The 15,433-nt window shown below is 59.7% G+C and carries 15 protein-coding genes; 14 read left to right on the forward strand and 1 reads right to left on the reverse strand.

What is annotated here, in order from left to right:
- Positions 1–31: 31 nt before the first annotated feature.
- The 12 genes from hscA (at position 32) to der (ending at position 11,903) form a co-directional block, all read left to right on the forward strand.
- Positions 32–1,897, forward strand: a complete 1,866-nt coding sequence (hscA, locus tag KCG87_RS16790; protein WP_003227899.1) for a Fe-S protein assembly chaperone HscA — start codon at positions 32–34, stop codon at positions 1,895–1,897.
- Positions 1,897–2,238: an ISC system 2Fe-2S type ferredoxin gene (fdx, locus tag KCG87_RS16795; RefSeq protein ID WP_007964424.1), complete on the forward strand. Its 342-nt coding sequence runs from the start codon at positions 1,897–1,899 to the stop codon at positions 2,236–2,238. Before hscA ends, fdx begins: the two co-directional genes overlap by 1 nt.
- Before the next feature lie 14 nt (positions 2,239–2,252).
- On the forward strand, positions 2,253–2,453 hold the full coding sequence (iscX, locus tag KCG87_RS16800; RefSeq protein WP_027619659.1) for a Fe-S cluster assembly protein IscX: 201 nt from the start codon (positions 2,253–2,255) through the stop codon (positions 2,451–2,453).
- An 88-nt stretch (positions 2,454–2,541) separates the two neighbouring features.
- Positions 2,542–2,967, forward strand: a complete 426-nt coding sequence (gene ndk, locus KCG87_RS16805; RefSeq protein ID WP_007964426.1) for a nucleoside-diphosphate kinase — start codon at positions 2,542–2,544, stop codon at positions 2,965–2,967.
- A gap of 28 nt (positions 2,968–2,995) precedes the next feature.
- Positions 2,996–4,144 (forward strand): 23S rRNA (adenine(2503)-C(2))-methyltransferase RlmN, encoded by a 1,149-nt coding sequence (gene rlmN / locus KCG87_RS16810; RefSeq protein WP_003227893.1) that lies wholly within the window; start codon positions 2,996–2,998, stop codon positions 4,142–4,144.
- A 12-nt stretch (positions 4,145–4,156) separates the two neighbouring features.
- A complete protein-coding gene (gene pilW / locus KCG87_RS16815) occupies positions 4,157–4,915 on the forward strand; it encodes a type IV pilus biogenesis/stability protein PilW (protein WP_210558524.1) in 759 nt (252 codons plus the stop codon).
- A complete protein-coding gene (locus KCG87_RS16820) occupies positions 4,915–5,952 on the forward strand; it encodes a RodZ family helix-turn-helix domain-containing protein (RefSeq protein WP_134787275.1) in 1,038 nt (345 codons plus the stop codon). The genes pilW and KCG87_RS16820 overlap by 1 nt, the downstream gene beginning before the upstream one ends.
- A 3-nt stretch (positions 5,953–5,955) precedes the next feature.
- A complete protein-coding gene (gene ispG, locus KCG87_RS16825) occupies positions 5,956–7,065 on the forward strand; it encodes a flavodoxin-dependent (E)-4-hydroxy-3-methylbut-2-enyl-diphosphate synthase (protein WP_007964434.1) in 1,110 nt (369 codons plus the stop codon).
- A gap of 36 nt (positions 7,066–7,101) precedes the next feature.
- Positions 7,102–8,391, forward strand: coding sequence for a histidine--tRNA ligase (gene hisS, locus KCG87_RS16830; RefSeq protein ID WP_027612134.1), 1,290 nt, complete (start codon positions 7,102–7,104; stop codon positions 8,389–8,391).
- A gap of 41 nt (positions 8,392–8,432) precedes the next feature.
- A complete protein-coding gene (locus tag KCG87_RS16835; RefSeq protein ID WP_007964436.1) occupies positions 8,433–9,074 on the forward strand; it encodes a tetratricopeptide repeat protein in 642 nt (213 codons plus the stop codon).
- Complete coding sequence (gene bamB / locus KCG87_RS16840) at positions 9,067–10,218, forward strand: outer membrane protein assembly factor BamB (protein ID WP_027612133.1); 1,152 nt, start codon at positions 9,067–9,069, stop codon at positions 10,216–10,218. Before KCG87_RS16835 ends, bamB begins: the two co-directional genes overlap by 8 nt.
- Positions 10,219–10,430: 212 nt before the next feature.
- Complete coding sequence (der, locus tag KCG87_RS16845; protein WP_027612132.1) at positions 10,431–11,903, forward strand: ribosome biogenesis GTPase Der; 1,473 nt, start codon at positions 10,431–10,433, stop codon at positions 11,901–11,903.
- Positions 11,904–11,944: 41 nt separating this feature from the next.
- On the opposite strand, the gene KCG87_RS16850 is transcribed toward der, so the two are convergent.
- Positions 11,945–13,234 (reverse strand): hypothetical protein, encoded by a 1,290-nt coding sequence (locus tag KCG87_RS16850; protein ID WP_210558523.1) that lies wholly within the window; start codon positions 13,232–13,234, stop codon positions 11,945–11,947.
- A gap of 270 nt (positions 13,235–13,504) precedes the next feature.
- Between KCG87_RS16850 and KCG87_RS16855 the strand changes: the two genes are divergently transcribed.
- Both KCG87_RS16855 and KCG87_RS16860 read left to right on the forward strand, forming a co-directional pair.
- Positions 13,505–14,653 carry a pyridoxal phosphate-dependent aminotransferase gene (locus KCG87_RS16855; protein WP_210558522.1) on the forward strand — a complete coding sequence of 383 codons (1,149 nt, stop codon included), beginning with the start codon at positions 13,505–13,507 and terminating at the stop codon, positions 14,651–14,653.
- A complete protein-coding gene (locus tag KCG87_RS16860; RefSeq protein ID WP_098965474.1) occupies positions 14,641–15,432 on the forward strand; it encodes an amidohydrolase in 792 nt (263 codons plus the stop codon). The genes KCG87_RS16855 and KCG87_RS16860 overlap by 13 nt, the downstream gene beginning before the upstream one ends.
- Position 15,433 lies beyond the last annotated feature (1 nt).

Genomic DNA, 15,433 nt, shown 5'->3' on the forward strand with positions numbered 1-15,433 from the left:
ACGCCTGATATACAGATAAGTCCTGATCACGATGGCCCTACTGCAGATCGCCGAACCCGGCCAAAGTCCTCAACCGCACCAGCGTCGTCTGGCTGTGGGGATCGACTTGGGCACTACCAATTCGCTGGTCGCTGCGTTGCGCAGTGGTCTTTCCGAGCCACTGGCCGACGCTGACGGGCAGGTCATCCTGCCGTCCGCCGTGCGTTATCACGCCGACCGCGTCGAGGTTGGCGAATCGGCCAAACTGGCCGCGTCCTCCGATCCCTTGAATACTGTGCTGTCGGTCAAGCGCCTGATGGGGCGTGGTTTGTCCGACGTCAAGCAATTGGGCGAGCAACTGCCATACCGCTTTGTCGGCGGCGAATCGCACATGCCGTTCATCGACACCGTACAAGGCCCGAAAAGCCCGGTCGAAGTCTCCGCTGATATCCTCAAGGTCCTGCGTCAGCGTGCTGAAGCGACCCTGGGTGGCGAGCTGGTCGGTGCGGTGATCACCGTTCCGGCGTATTTCGACGATGCGCAGCGCCAAGCCACCAAGGATGCTGCGAAACTCGCCGGTCTGAATGTGCTGCGTCTGCTCAACGAGCCGACCGCTGCCGCCGTGGCGTATGGTCTGGATCAACACGCCGAAGGTCTGGTCGCAATCTATGACCTGGGCGGCGGAACCTTCGATATTTCGATTCTGCGTCTGACTGGCGGTGTTTTCGAAGTGCTGGCCACCGGCGGCGACAGCGCGCTGGGCGGCGATGACTTCGATCACGCGATTGCCGGCTGGATTATCGAGAGCGCCGGCCTGTCTGCCGATCTCGACCCGGGCGCACAACGCAATCTGCTGCAAACCGCCTGTGCGGCCAAAGAAGCCCTGACCGATGCGGCCAGCGTTGAAGTCGCCTACGGTGACTGGAAAGCGCAGCTGACCCGCGAAGCCTTCGATGCGCTGATCGAGCCAATGGTTGCTCGCAGCCTGAAAGCCTGCCGCCGCGCTGTGCGTGATTCCGGTATCGAGCTGGAAGACGTGCATGCCGTGGTCATGGTCGGTGGTTCGACCCGTGTGCCGCGCGTTCGTGAAGCCGTCGCCGAAGCCTTCGGTCGTCAGCCACTGACCGAAATCGACCCGGATCAAGTGGTGGCCATCGGGGCCGCGATCCAGGCGGATACGCTGGCTGGCAACAAGCGTGATGGCGGCGAACTGCTGCTGCTCGACGTGATTCCACTGTCCCTTGGGCTGGAAACCATGGGCGGTCTGATGGAAAAGGTGATTCCGCGCAACACCACCATCCCGGTCGCCCGTGCGCAGGACTTCACTACTTATAAAGACGGCCAGTCGGCCATGGCGATCCATGTGCTGCAGGGTGAGCGCGAGCTGATCAGCGATTGCCGCTCCCTGGCGCGCTTCGAACTGCGCGGCATTCCAGCGATGGTGGCCGGTGCGGCGAAGATTCGCGTGACCTTCCAGGTCGATGCCGACGGCCTGCTCAGCGTGTCTGCCCGCGAACTGGGTTCGGGCGTCGAGGCGAGCATTCAGGTCAAACCGTCCTACGGTCTGACCGACGGTGAAATCGCCAAGATGCTCAAGGACTCGTTCCAGCACGCCAATGACGACAAGGTCGCCCGCGTCCTGCGCGAGCAGCAAGTCGATGCCCAACGCCTGATCGAAGCGGTGCAGGGCGCTCTGGAGGCCGATGGCGAGCGTTTGCTCGACGCCGAAGAGCGCATGGTCATCGAGCTGCAGATGCAGGAACTGGCCGAACTGATGAAAGGCACCGATGGTTACGCCATCGAGCAGCAGACCAAACGTCTGTCGCAAGTGACCGATGCTTTTGCTGCCCGCCGCATGGATCTGACGGTGAAAGCCGCTCTGTCGGGGCGCAATCTGAATGAAATCGAGGATATCTGATGCCGCAGGTCATTTTTCTGCCCCACGAGAAGTTCTGCCCTGAAGGCATGGTTGTCGAGGCCGAGCCCGGCACTTCGATTCTCGAGCTGGCTCACGAACACCACATCGAGATGGAAAGCGCCTGCGGTGGCGTCTGCGCCTGCACCACTTGCCACTGCATCATCCGCGAGGGTTTCGACTCGCTGGAAGAGGCGGACGAGCTGGAAGAAGACTTCCTCGATCGCGCCTGGGGTCTGGAGGCGCAATCGCGTCTGGCCTGTCAGGCTATCGTTGGTGAAGAAGACATCACCGTCGAGATTCCGAAATATTCGCTTAACCATGCGGCCGAAGCGCCGCACTGACTGGTAAGACTGTCATGAGCTACGGTTGGAATGATGTTCAACGCATTGCAGAAGAATTGGCCGAAGCCAAGCCGGATGTAGATCCGCTTTCTGTCAATTTCGTCGACCTGCAGCGATGGATCATGGAATTGCCTGACTTCGACAACACCTCTGGCCGTGTCGGCGAGAAGGTGTTGGAAGCGGTTCAGGCACTCTGGATCGAAGAAGTCGACTGATCGTCCTCGCAGGTTAGGCAATACCCAAGAACCCGCGTATAATTCGCGGGTTTAATTTTTCGCAAATTACCGTTTCTGGAGTTACACCATGGCTGTTCAACGTACTTTCTCCATCATCAAGCCTGACGCTGTTGCAAAAAACGTCATCGGCGAGATCACCACTCGTTTCGAAAAAGCAGGCCTGCGCGTTGTAGCTTCGAAACTGAAGCAGCTGTCCAAAGCCGAAGCTGAAGGCTTCTACGCTGAGCACAAAGAGCGCGGTTTCTTCGGCGACCTGGTTGCTTTCATGATCTCCGGTCCTGTTGTTGTTCAGGTTCTGGAAGGCGAAAACGCTATCGCTCTGAACCGTGAGCTGATGGGTGCTACCAACCCTAAAGAAGCTGCTGCCGGCACCATCCGTGCTGACTTCGCTGAATCGATCGACGCCAACGCCGTTCACGGTTCGGACTCCGAAGCCGCTGCTGCTCGCGAAATCTCGTACTTCTTCGCAGCTACTGAAGTAACCACTCGCTAAGCATTGCTTTAAGAGTGAAGGTGAATCCATGACTACATCGACTGTTAAAACAAACCTGCTGGGTCTGACCCAGCCGGAAATGGAAAAATTCTTCGACTCAATCGGGGAGAAGCGTTTCCGTGCCGGTCAGGTAATGAAATGGATTCACCACTTTGGCGTCGATGATTTCGACGCCATGACGAACGTCAGCAAAGCCTTGCGCGACAAGCTCAAGGCTATTGCTGAGGTCCGTGGTCCCGAAGTGGTCAGCGAGGACATTTCCAGCGACGGCACCCGTAAGTGGGTGGTGCGCGTGGCGTCCGGCAGTTGTGTCGAGACCGTCTACATTCCCCAGGGCAAACGCGGCACGCTGTGCGTTTCGTCCCAGGCAGGCTGTGCCCTGGACTGCAGTTTCTGCTCCACCGGCAAGCAAGGCTTCAACAGCAACCTCACCGCCGCCGAAGTCATCGGTCAGGTGTGGATTGCCAACAAATCCTTCGGCAGTGTTCCCGCCACCATCGACCGCGCCATCACCAACGTGGTGATGATGGGCATGGGCGAACCGCTGCTGAACTTCGACAACGTCGTGGCCGCCATGCATCTGATGATGGATGACCTCGGTTACGGGATCTCCAAGCGCCGCGTGACCCTGTCCACTTCGGGCGTGGTGCCGATGATCGATGAGCTGGCCAAGCACATCGACGTCTCCCTGGCGTTGTCCCTGCACGCACCGAATGACGCATTGCGTAACCAATTGGTGCCGATCAACAAGAAATATCCGCTTAAGATGCTGCTCGAGTCGTGCCAGCGCTACATGTCCGCCCTGGGCGAGAAACGCGTGCTGACCATCGAGTACACCTTGCTCAAGGACGTCAACGACAAGCTTGAGCACGCCGTGGAAATGATCGAGCTGCTCAAAGACATTCCATGCAAGATCAACCTGATTCCGTTCAACCCGTTCCCGCATTCCGGTTACGAACGGCCGAGCAACAACGCCATTCGTCGGTTCCAGGATCAGTTGCATCAGGCCGGCTTTAACGTCACTGTCCGCACCACCCGTGGTGAAGACATCGACGCTGCGTGTGGTCAATTGGTAGGGCAGGTGCTGGATCGCACCCGTCGCAGTGAACGTTACATCGCCGTGCGCGAGTTGAGCGCCGACAGCGATCTGGCACAGAACGCCGCGAACACTAACTAAGAGAGGATCTCTATGTCCCTGCGCTTTGCGCTGCTGTTGCTGATGGCCAGCCTGTGTGCTGGTTGTGTCCTGTCGGGTGACTACAACCCGATGAAGACCAGCAAGGGCCGCGACGAGGCGCGTGCCGCGTACGTGCAGCTGGGACTGGGATACTTGCAGCAAGGGATGACCGAGCGCGCCAAGGTGCCGCTGAAGAAGGCGCTGGAGCTGGACGGCTCCGATCCTGATGCCAACGCTGCCCTCGGCCTGGTGTTCCAGGCCGAAATTGAGCCGAAGCTGGCCGACGAACATTTCCGCAAAGCCCTGTCCTCGCGTCCCACCGATGCACGAATCCTCAATAACTACGGCAGTTTTCTCTACGAAGAACAGCGTTACAAGGAAGCCTACGAGCGTTTTGAGCAGGCAGCCGCCGATACCCTGTATCCTGAGCGTTCGCGAGTCTTCGAGAACCTCGGCATGACCGCCTCGAAACTCGGTCAGCGGGATCTGGCACAGCAGCAACTGGAAAAAGCCCTGCGGCTGAACCGTCAACAACCGCGCGCTTTGCTGGAAATGGCTGAGTTGTCCTTCGAAGACAGGCATTATGTGCCCGCGCGTGACTATTACGACCGTTTCAGCCTGCTAACCGAGCAAAATGCACGTAGTCTATTGCTCGGCGTTCGGCTGGCAAAAGTGTTTGAAGATCGCGACAAGGCCGCCAGTTATGGCCTGCAATTAAAACGACTCTATCCCGGTACGCCGGAATATCAGCAATACCTGTCGGAGCAATGATGAAAGCGGCGCATCCCGAAGTTGTAGCAGCGACTCGCGTTAATCCCGGTGAGACTTTGCGCCAGGCCCGCGAAAGCAATGGCTGGTCGCTGGCCGAAGTGGCCCTCAAGCTCAACCTCACCGTGACTTCCCTGAGCAATCTTGAAGCTGGCGCTTTCGACAAGCTGCCGGGGCATACCTTCGCTCGCGGTTACATTCGCGCTTATGCCAAATTGCTCGGGATGGATCAGACTGTTCTGGTTCAGCAATTCGACCAGTCCACCGGCACCGACTCACAGGGCAGCAACGTGCATGCGCTGGGTCGTATCGAAGAGCCGGTGCGGGTTTCACACACTATTTTGCGTATTGTCAGCCTGCTGTTGCTGGTCGCGGTCATCGGCGGCGGTTTCGTCTGGTGGCAGGATCAGACCTCGCAGCGCAGCAAGGACGTGACCAGCCTGGCCCCGGAGCACGTTGAAGTCGAAGGCGCCGACGGCACCACACAGATTCACCCGATCGACGAGCCGGAAGACCAGGCCGTTGCCGAAGGTCAGGCCGAAGGCGCAACCGCGCTGGCCCTGCCGCAATCGGAAACCACCGCTGAATCGACCGGTGCCGAGCCGGTTGCTCCGGCAACCGCACCAGCCGCCCCGGCTGCAACCACGCCAGCCGCACCGGTTCATACACCGGCCCCGGCTGTGGCGGCTCCGGCGACTCCGGCACCGAATGCCCCGGCCACACCAGCGCCGACGGTCACCGCACCAGTGGTAGCGGCTACCTCTGCGCCGACCGCAGAAGCAGCTGTCCCAGCGGCTGGCGACGGCCAGGTGCAACTGCAGTTCACCGCCGATTGCTGGGCACAGGTAACCGATGGTCGCGGCAAAGTGCTGTTCAGCGGTCTGAAACATAAAGGCGACAGCGTTTCGGTTTCCGGCAAGCCGCCACTGGCGGTGCGTCTGGGTGTGGCTCGCGCCGCACAGGTCAGCTACAACGGCCAACCGGTCGATATCGCTCCGTTCACCAGTGGCGAGACTGCTCGCCTGAAGTTGGGTCAATAAGTCATGCACGGCGAATCTCCAATCAAACGTCGCGTTTCGCGCAAGATCTGGGTCGGTAACGTACCTGTTGGCGGCGATGCGCCCATCGCTGTGCAGAGCATGACCAACAGCGACACCAATGATGTGGCTGCCACCGTCGCCCAGATCAATCGTCTGGAAGCCGCCGGCGTCGACATCGTCCGCGTTTCGGTACCGGACATGGACGCCGCCGAGGCGTTCGGCAGGATCAAGCAACTGGTCAAGGTGCCGCTGGTTGCCGACATCCACTTCGACTACAAGATCGCGCTGCGCGTCGCCGAACTGGGTGTGGACTGCCTGCGCATCAACCCGGGCAACATCGGTCGTGAAGACCGGGTGCGTGCCGTGGTCGATGCCGCCCGTGATCGCGGGATTCCGATTCGTATCGGCGTCAACGCCGGCTCGCTGGAAAAAGACCTGCAGAAGAAATACGGCGAACCGACCCCGGCTGCACTGGTCGAGTCCGCGCTGCGTCACGTCGAGCACCTCGAGCGCCTGAATTTCCAGGACTTCAAGGTCAGCGTGAAAGCCTCCGACGTGTTCATGGCCGTTGAAGCCTACCGTCTGCTGGCGAAAGAAATCGTCCAGCCGCTGCACCTGGGCATCACCGAAGCCGGTGGTTTGCGTTCGGGCACAGTGAAATCCGCCGTGGGCCTAGGTATGCTGCTCGCCGAGGGGATTGGCGATACTATCCGCATCTCGCTGGCGGCCGATCCGGTCGAGGAAGTGAAGGTCGGTTACGACATTCTCAAGTCTTTGCATCTGCGTTCCCGTGGCATCAACTTCATCGCCTGCCCGAGCTGCTCGCGGCAGAACTTCGATGTGGTCAAGACCATGAACGAGCTGGAAGGGCGCCTTGAAGACCTGCTGGTGCCGCTGGATGTCGCGGTGATCGGTTGCGTGGTCAACGGCCCCGGCGAAGCCAAGGAAGCCCATATCGGCTTGACCGGCGGCACGCCAAACCTGATTTACATCGACGGCAAGCCGTCGCAGAAACTGACGAATGACAATCTGGTGGACGAGCTGGAAAAGCTGATCCGCGAGAAAGCGGCCGAGAAGGTCGAAGCTGACGCAGCGGTCATCGCGCGCGGCTGAGCCTGACTGAAAGCCGAATGAATTTAAGGATTTAAAGTGAGCAAGTCTCTGCAAGCCATTCGTGGCATGAACGACATCCTGCCCGAACAGACCCCGCTGTGGCGTTATTTCGAGGGCACTGTCGCGCGTCTGCTGGATAACTACGGTTACAAGCAGATCCGCATGCCAATCGTCGAATTCACCGAGCTGTTCAAACGCTCGATCGGTGAAGTGACCGACATCGTCGAAAAAGAGATGTACACCTTCGAAGACCGCAACGGCGACTCCCTGACCCTGCGTCCGGAAGGCACCGCGGCGTGCGTGCGTGCAGTGCTCGAGCACGGCATCACCGGCGGTGGCCAGGTGCAGAAACTCTGGTACATCGGCCCGATGTTCCGCCACGAGCGTCCGCAGAAAGGCCGTTATCGCCAGTTCCACCAGATCGGTCTGGAGGTGTTCAACCTCGACGGTCCGGACATCGATGCCGAGCTGATCATCATGACCTGGCGCCTGTGGGGCGAGTTGGGCATCCGTGATGCGGTCAAGCTCGAACTCAACAGCCTGGGCACCAGCGAGTCCCGTGGTCGCTATCGTGAAGCGCTGGTCGAGTACCTCTCGGCGCACCACGACAAGCTCGACGAAGACAGCCAGCGTCGCCTGAAAACCAACCCGCTGCGCGTGCTCGACACCAAAAATGCCGACACGCAGGCGGTACTGGTCGATGCGCCGAAGATGGCCGACTACCTGGACGACGAATCCCGTGCGCACTTCGAAGGTCTGAAGGCGCGTCTGGACGCGGTTGGCATCCCGTACGTGCTCAACCCGAAACTGGTGCGCGGCCTCGATTACTACAGCAAAACCGTATTCGAATGGGTCACCGACAAGCTCGGCGCTCAGGGCACGGTCTGCGCGGGCGGTCGTTACGACGGTCTGGTCGAGCAGATGGGCGGCAAGCCGACTACAGGCGTGGGTTTCGCCATGGGCATCGAGCGTCTGGTGTTGATGCTCGAAACCCTGGAGCAGATCCCGGAAGAAATCTCCCGTCAGGTCGACGTTTACCTCTGCGCCTTTGGCGAGGAGGCCGAACTGGCCGGTCTGGCCCTGGCCGAGCGTGTGCGTGACCAGCTTCCAAACCTGCGTCTGCAAGTCAATGCCGGCGCCGGCAGCTTCAAAAGCCAGTTCAAGAAAGCCGACAAGAGCGGTGCGCTGTACGCACTGATCCTGGGTGACGACGAAATGGCCCAGCAAGTGGTAGGTTTCAAACCCCTGCGTGGCCAGGGCGAACAACAAAGCATTGCCTGGGATGCGCTTGCCGCTCACCTGGCCACCTGCGTCGTGCAGGGTTGAAGCTGTCTAAACAGCCGATTTAGCGATTAAGGAGTATTGGGGTGTCGAGTACCGAAGACGAACAGTTGGCGGATTTGAAGGACTGGTGGACACGCAACGGCAAACCTCTGGTCACTGGCGGCCTGTTGGCGCTGGTCATCGTGTTCGGCTGGCAGGCTTTTCACAAGTATCAGAGCAACCAGTCGCAAGGCGCCTCGGTGCTCTATCAGCAACTGCTGGAAACCACGCTGACCCCGGACGGCAAGCCTGACGCTGCCCGCGTTGCGGATCTGGCCGGCAAGCTCAACAGCGAATTCGGCGGCACCGCGTACGCGCAGTACGGCAGCCTGTTCGTGGCCAAAGTAGCGGTCGACAGCGGCAAGCTGGACGACGCTGCGACTGAACTCAAAGCCATCGTTGCCAAACCGGCCAACCCGGCGCTGGGCGAAATCGCCCGTCAGCGTCTGGCGCAGGTGCTGGGTGCGCAGAACAAGGCCGATGAAGCCCTGAAGCTGCTCGACGGCGATGCCGACAAGGCGTTCCTGGCCACTCGCGAAGAACTCAAGGGTGATCTGCTGGTTCAGCTGGGTCGTACCGACGAGGCGAACACCGCGTATCAAAAAGCCAAGGCGGCACTGTCGGATGAAGCGGCAGTCGGTGGCCTTCAAATCAAGCTCGACGACCTGGCCAAAGGGGATGCGTGACGTGATCCGTTGGAAGCATGCAGCATTGCTGGCTCTGGCCATTCTGGCCGCGGGTTGCAGCAGCAACAGCAAAAAAGAACTGCCACCGGCCGAGCTGACCGACTTCAAAGAAGAAGTGGTTCTGCAAAAGCAGTGGAGCCGTTCGATCGGTGACGGTCAGGGCGAAACCTACAACATGCTGGTGCCGGCGATCGATGGTGACACCATTTACGCCGCCGACGTGACCGGCGTGCTGATGGCCATGGATCGCAGCAATGGCGACGTGAAGTGGAAAAAAGATCTTGAACTGCCTGTCTCCGGCGCCGTTGGCGTGGGTTACGGTCTGGTCACGATCGGTACCCTCAAGGGTGAAATCGTTGCGCTCGACGCCATCAACGGCGAAGAGAAGTGGCGCGCCCGGGTATCCAGCGAAGTCCTCGCGCCACCGGCCAACAACGGTGACGTCGTAGTGGTACAGACTCAGGACGATCGTCTGATCGGTCTGGACGCTGCTACCGGCGACCGTCGCTGGACCTACGACAGCACCCCTGCGGTACTGACCCTGCGCGGCACCAGCGCCCCCGTCGTGACCAACCGCCTCGCGGTGGCTGGCCTGTCGACCGGTAAAGTGGTCGCCCTGGACATTTCCAACGGCGTGCCGGTCTGGGAACAACGGGTCGCGATTCCAACCGGTCGTTCGGAACTGGAGCGCGTGGTCGACATCGATGGCGGTCTGCTGCTGTCCGGCGAAACGCTGTACGTAGCCAGCTATCAGGGTCGCGTTGCGGCACTCGATCTGCAAAGCGGTCGCCAATTGTGGCAGCGCGATGCATCGAGCTATGCCGGTGTCGCCCAGGGTTTCGGCAACGTCTACGTGAGCCTGTCTTCGGGCACCGTTGAAGGCGTTGACGAGCGTTCGACCACTGCACTGTGGAGCAACGACTCGCTGGCTCGCCGCCAATTGTCGGCTCCGGAAGTGTTCTCCAGCTACGTAGCCGTCGGTGACCTGGAAGGTTACCTGCACCTGTTGAGCCAGGTGGACGGTCGTTTTGTGGGTCGTGAGCGTATCGACAGTGACGGCCTGCGTGCCCGTCCGCTGGTGGTGGGCAACACGATCTATGTGTATGGCAACAGCGGCAAACTGGAAGCCCTGACCATCAAGTAACAACTATGCTTGGGGTTAACGCCCCAGGCAGCTTCATTTGTGGGAGCGGGCTTGCTCGCGAAGGGCGTCAACGAAGACGCGTACAGCCTGATTAAACGCGGTGCTGCTACGGTCTTTCGCGAGCAAGCCCGCTCCCACAGTGTTGCCCCGAGCACCAGCCGCTGCCTCGCAGCGGCTTTTGTATTTTCTGAAATAACGAAGTGGAGAGCCGCATGGTTCCCGTAATCGCCCTGGTGGGCCGACCGAACGTCGGCAAATCCACCTTGTTCAACCGCCTGACCAGGACTCGCGACGCCATCGTCGGCGACTTGTCCGGTCTGACCCGTGATCGCCAGTACGGTGAGGCCAAGTGGCAAGGGCGTTCCTACATTCTGATCGACACCGGTGGTATCTCCGGTGACGAACACGGTATGGACGAAAAAATGGCCGAGCAGTCGCTGCTGGCCATTGAAGAAGCGGATGTTGTGCTGTTTCTGGTAGATGCCAAGGCCGGTTTCACCGCCGCCGACCAGATGATCGCCGAACACTTGCGCAAGCGTAACAAGCGTTCCCACGTGGTTGCCAACAAGGTCGACAACATCGACCCGGAAATGGCCCGCGCCGAATTCGCTCCGCTGGGCATGGGCCACGCGATCCCGATCGCCGGTGCTCACGGCCGTGGTATCACTCAACTGCTGGAAGCGGCACTGAGCGATTTCCCGCGTGATGATGACGAACCGGCGGAAGGCGAAGAAGAAGAGATCGTCGCCGAGGGTGAGGAAGCCAAGCGCATTCCTGGCCCGAGCGAAAAAGACGGGATCAAGATCGCCATCATCGGCCGTCCGAACGTCGGCAAGTCGACTCTGGTCAACCGCATGCTCGGTGAAGACCGGGTCATCGTCTACGACCAGCCAGGCACCACCCGCGACAGTATCTACATCCCGTTCGAGCGTAACGACGAGAAGTACACGCTGATCGACACCGCCGGTGTGCGCAAGCGCGGCAAGATCCACGAAGAAGTGGAAAAATTCTCCGTGGTCAAAACCCTGCAGGCGATCAAAGACGCCAACGTGGTGATCTTCGTGATGGACGCTCGCGAAGGTGTGGTCGATCACGACCTCAACCTGCTGGGCTTTGCCCTCGAAGCCGGTCGTGCGTTGGTGATCGCAATCAACAAATGGGACGGCATGACCCCGAGCGAGCGCGACTTTGTGAAGGTCGAGCTGCAACGTCGGCTGTTCTTCGTCGACTTCGCCGACATTCACTTCATCTCGGCGCTGCACGGTACTGGCGTGGGCAACCTCTACGCCTCGGTGCAGAACTCGTTCAAGTCTGCGGTTACCCGCTGGCCGACCAGCCGCCTGACGCAGATTCTCGAAGACGCGGTCAGCGAGCACCAGCCGCCGATGGTCAACAGCCGCCGGATCAAGCTGCGTTACGCTCACCTGGGGGGTGCTAACCCGCCGATCATCGTGATCCACGGTAACCAGATCGAGAAAGTGCCGAAGTCGTATGTGCGCTATCTGGAGAACACTTACCGCCGTGTGCTGAAGCTGGTCGGTACGCCGATCCGCATCGAGTTCAAAGGTGGCGAGAACCCGTACGAAGGCAACAAGAACACGCTGACCGACCGCCAGGTCAACAAGAAGCGTCGCTTGATGTCGCACAACAAGAAAGCCAGCAAGAAGCGCCGCGACAAGAAGTGATTCAGGTCTTCACCCGAAAGGCGCCGCTTGCGGCGCCTTTTTTATGGGCTGATGGTTGTCATTGAGCGCTCTTTGGCGTTACTACCCTGGTAGCGCAGCAGGAAGAAGTCCGCATACGGAGACAGGCCTTGCGATTTTCCCAGCACCAGAATTCGGCCAATGTCGTCCACCGCGAGATCGATGGCACGCTCAAGCATGTTTCCCATGCCGTCACTTACCCAGCCCTGGCCTTCGCCAAAGTTCGGGTCCAATTCAGCATTGTCCAGAAAACGCGCCAATAACGGGACAACGTTCAGGTTTTTCTCGGCGTAACCCACAACCAGCGTCGTATTGTCGGGTTGTTGCAAAGCCTTCAGCCACGCGCAACGATCGTGAATCTTCACCTCGCTTCTAAAGGTGTCGTCACTGCCATCAGCCTCCAGGCGAGCGAGCAGCGCTTGATCGCCCCGTGACCCAGCGCACAACAAACGATCGCCGGGAAGTGCGACGATGCTGGTGATGTTCCAGTCGGGCTTTCGCAGTTCGCCCTCTCTTCCGAATGACGGATCAATCTCGCCGTCAGCCGTGAATCGGTAGATGACCGCATCACTGCTCTCTCCCGAAAGTTCTCCAAATACCAGAATACGGTCATCGTTCTGGATGATCAGGCCCTTCTTGCGAAAGTTGTGTCCAGGTGCTGGTTTGATCGTGAGATGTCCGTTGCCCCGGGCAAAGTTATTGTCCAGCTTTGCGTCTTGGGAGATTCTGGCCAGTACTGCGGTCGAGTTAAGTGCATGCGGTGTGACGAGGTCATGCCAGACATGCTCAAAGGCGAAGACAAAATGACCGGTTGATTGCCTGTCTATGCTGGTGGGTGAGGCGCCCACTGAACTGCTCGGGTCACAGGGTAACTTGTAGACATATCTTCCTCCCCTGCCGAATGGCTCGTCGTAACGGCCGTTCATGTTCAGTCTGGCAAAAGCGGGGACATCCGTTGGCCGGTCATTAGTAAAGACACCTGCTAGAACTACCTTCGACCCGGTTATGAAGATTCGTTGACAGGCAGAGGCCAGTCGAGCGTCATCGGGGTTGAAGCGGTCGGCCATATAACCGTTATTGAAAGGCAAGTAAGGCTCACCTTTCTGGTTGAGGCACGTTATGGCGAAATTTTGCTGCAAGTCATCGCCCGATGGCTGTTCCACGTCGCCGGCAATAAAGATCCTGCCCTCGCTGGTGAGTGTAAGACTATTGGCGTGATAGGCACTCCCGAAATTGAATTTGAGTTTTTTCTTGCCGCCTTTGCCAAACGTGGTATCCAGATTACCTGCCTTAATGATCATTCGTTTTGTCATCACTGCGATTCCTTGAGATAACGAGGTTGTGCCGTGGACCCAGTTAAAAGCTTGCTGCAACTTACCGCTACTGTCAGAAGTTACAGGGGAGGGCGGATTGCGCGACCACTCATCCGTTTTCCTCCGGCGCGAGTAGGTTCAAGGTGCCTTTTTGTGATTTCGTATTGCCGCGCATCGTAGGGAACGACTTTTTTTATCGTATTCGAATGGGCTATTCTCGGGCTCTCCCGCGCCGCCGTCAGAGCCGGGTGTAGAGCAGGGAACCCCTCGATGATCACCAGTAAGCTGCCGAACGTCGGCATCACTATTTTCACGCAGATGTCTCAGCTCGCGGCGCAGACCGGAGCGATTAACCTGTCCCAGGGTTTTCCTGATTTCGACGGCCCGCAGTCCCTGCGTGACGCGGTCGGTCGGCATATCGCCAGCGGCCATAACCAGTATTCACCGATGACCGGCCTGCCGGCGCTGCGCGAGCAAATCGCGGCGAAAATCGCGCGCAGCTATGGCGTGAAAGTCGATGCCGACAGCGAAGTGACCGTGACGCCGGGCGCGACCCAGGCGATCTTCTGTGCGATTCAGGCGGTTATCCACAGCGGTGACGAAGTCATCGTGTTCGACCCGTGCTACGACAGCTATGAACCGGCGACGCAGTTGGCGGGCGGCCGCTGCGTGCATGTGCAACTGAACCCGCACGATTTCTCCATCGATTTCGACAAGCTCGCCGCGGCCCTCAGCCCGCGCACGAAAATGATCGTCATCAACACACCGCACAACCCGAGCGGTGCACTGATCAGCCGTGCCGAACTGGATCAACTGGCGGAGTTGATCCGTGGTCGCGACATCTATCTGATCAGCGACGAGGTGTACGAACACTTGGTGTTCGACGGCGTGCCGCATGTCAGTGTGTTGGCTCACGAAGAGCTGTATCAGCGCGCGTTCGTGGTCAGCTCGTTCGGCAAGACCTACCACGTGACGGGCTGGAAAACCGGTTACGTGGTTGCGCCCCCGGCGCTGACCGCCGAGCTGCGCAAAGTGCACCAGTACGTCAGTTTCTGCGGTGTCACGCCGCTGCAATATGCCCTGGCCGATTACATGGCCGAGCACCCGGTACACGTCGAAGAGCTTCCGGGTTTCTATCAGGCCAAGCGCGACCTGTTCTGCGATTTGCTGGCGCCGTCGCGCTTCACTTTTACCCGCGTCACCGGCACGTATTTCCAGTTGGTCGACTACTCGCAGATCCGCCCTGACTTGAACGACGTCGACATGGCGATCTGGATGACCCGCGAACACGGCGTGGCGAGCATTCCGGTGTCGGTGTTCTATCAGAATCCACCCGAAGGCCAGCGCCTGGTGCGCCTGTGCTTCGCCAAACGCGAGGAGACGCTGCGCGAAGCAGCGGCAAAACTATGCGTGATCTGAGTGCATTGCCCGATCTCAATCTGGCGCTGATCCAGACCAGTCTGGCCTGGCATGACCGTCAGGCCAACCTCGAGCACTTCGAGGTGCTGCTGGAGCAGGCCCGGGGCGCCGACCTGATCATCCTGCCGGAGATGTTCACCACCGGTTTCTCCATGGAGTCGGAAACCCTCGCCGAAGCCGAGCATGGCCCGACCAGCAAGTGGATGAAGGCGCAGGCCGCGAAACTGAATGCGGTGATCACCGGCAGCGTGATCATTCAGGCGGCGGACGGCAGCCATCGCAATCGCCTGCTGTGGGCACGCCCGGACGGCGAAGTCTGGCATTACGACAAGCGCCACCTGTTCCGCATGGCCGGTGAGCACAACCACTACACCCCCGGCGAGCGCCAGGTGCAGTTCGAACTCAAGGGCTGGCGCATCCGGCCGCTGATTTGCTACGACTTGCGCTTCCCGGTGTGGAGTCGCGACGCGCAGGACACCGATCTGCTGCTGTACACCGCCAACTGGCCGGGTGCGCGGCGTCTGCACTGGAACCGCTTGTTGCCGGCGCGGGCGATTGAAAACCTGTGCTACGTGGCGGCAGTGAACCGGATCGGCACCGACGGCAAGGGCTTTGCCTATACCGGCGACAGTCAGGTGTTGGATTTCCAGGGCGAGACGTTGCTGGCGGCGGGGGAGGCGGACGGGGTGTTCAAGGTCGTGCTGGAAGCCGCGCCATTGGCGGCGTATCGCGAGCGCTTCCCGGCGAATCTGGATGCAGATACCTTCGAACTCACTTGAT

Origin of the sequence: Pseudomonas sp. MWU347 (assembly GCF_017947305.1) — a bacterium.
Lineage (GTDB): Bacteria > Pseudomonadota > Gammaproteobacteria > Pseudomonadales > Pseudomonadaceae > Aquipseudomonas > Aquipseudomonas putida_A.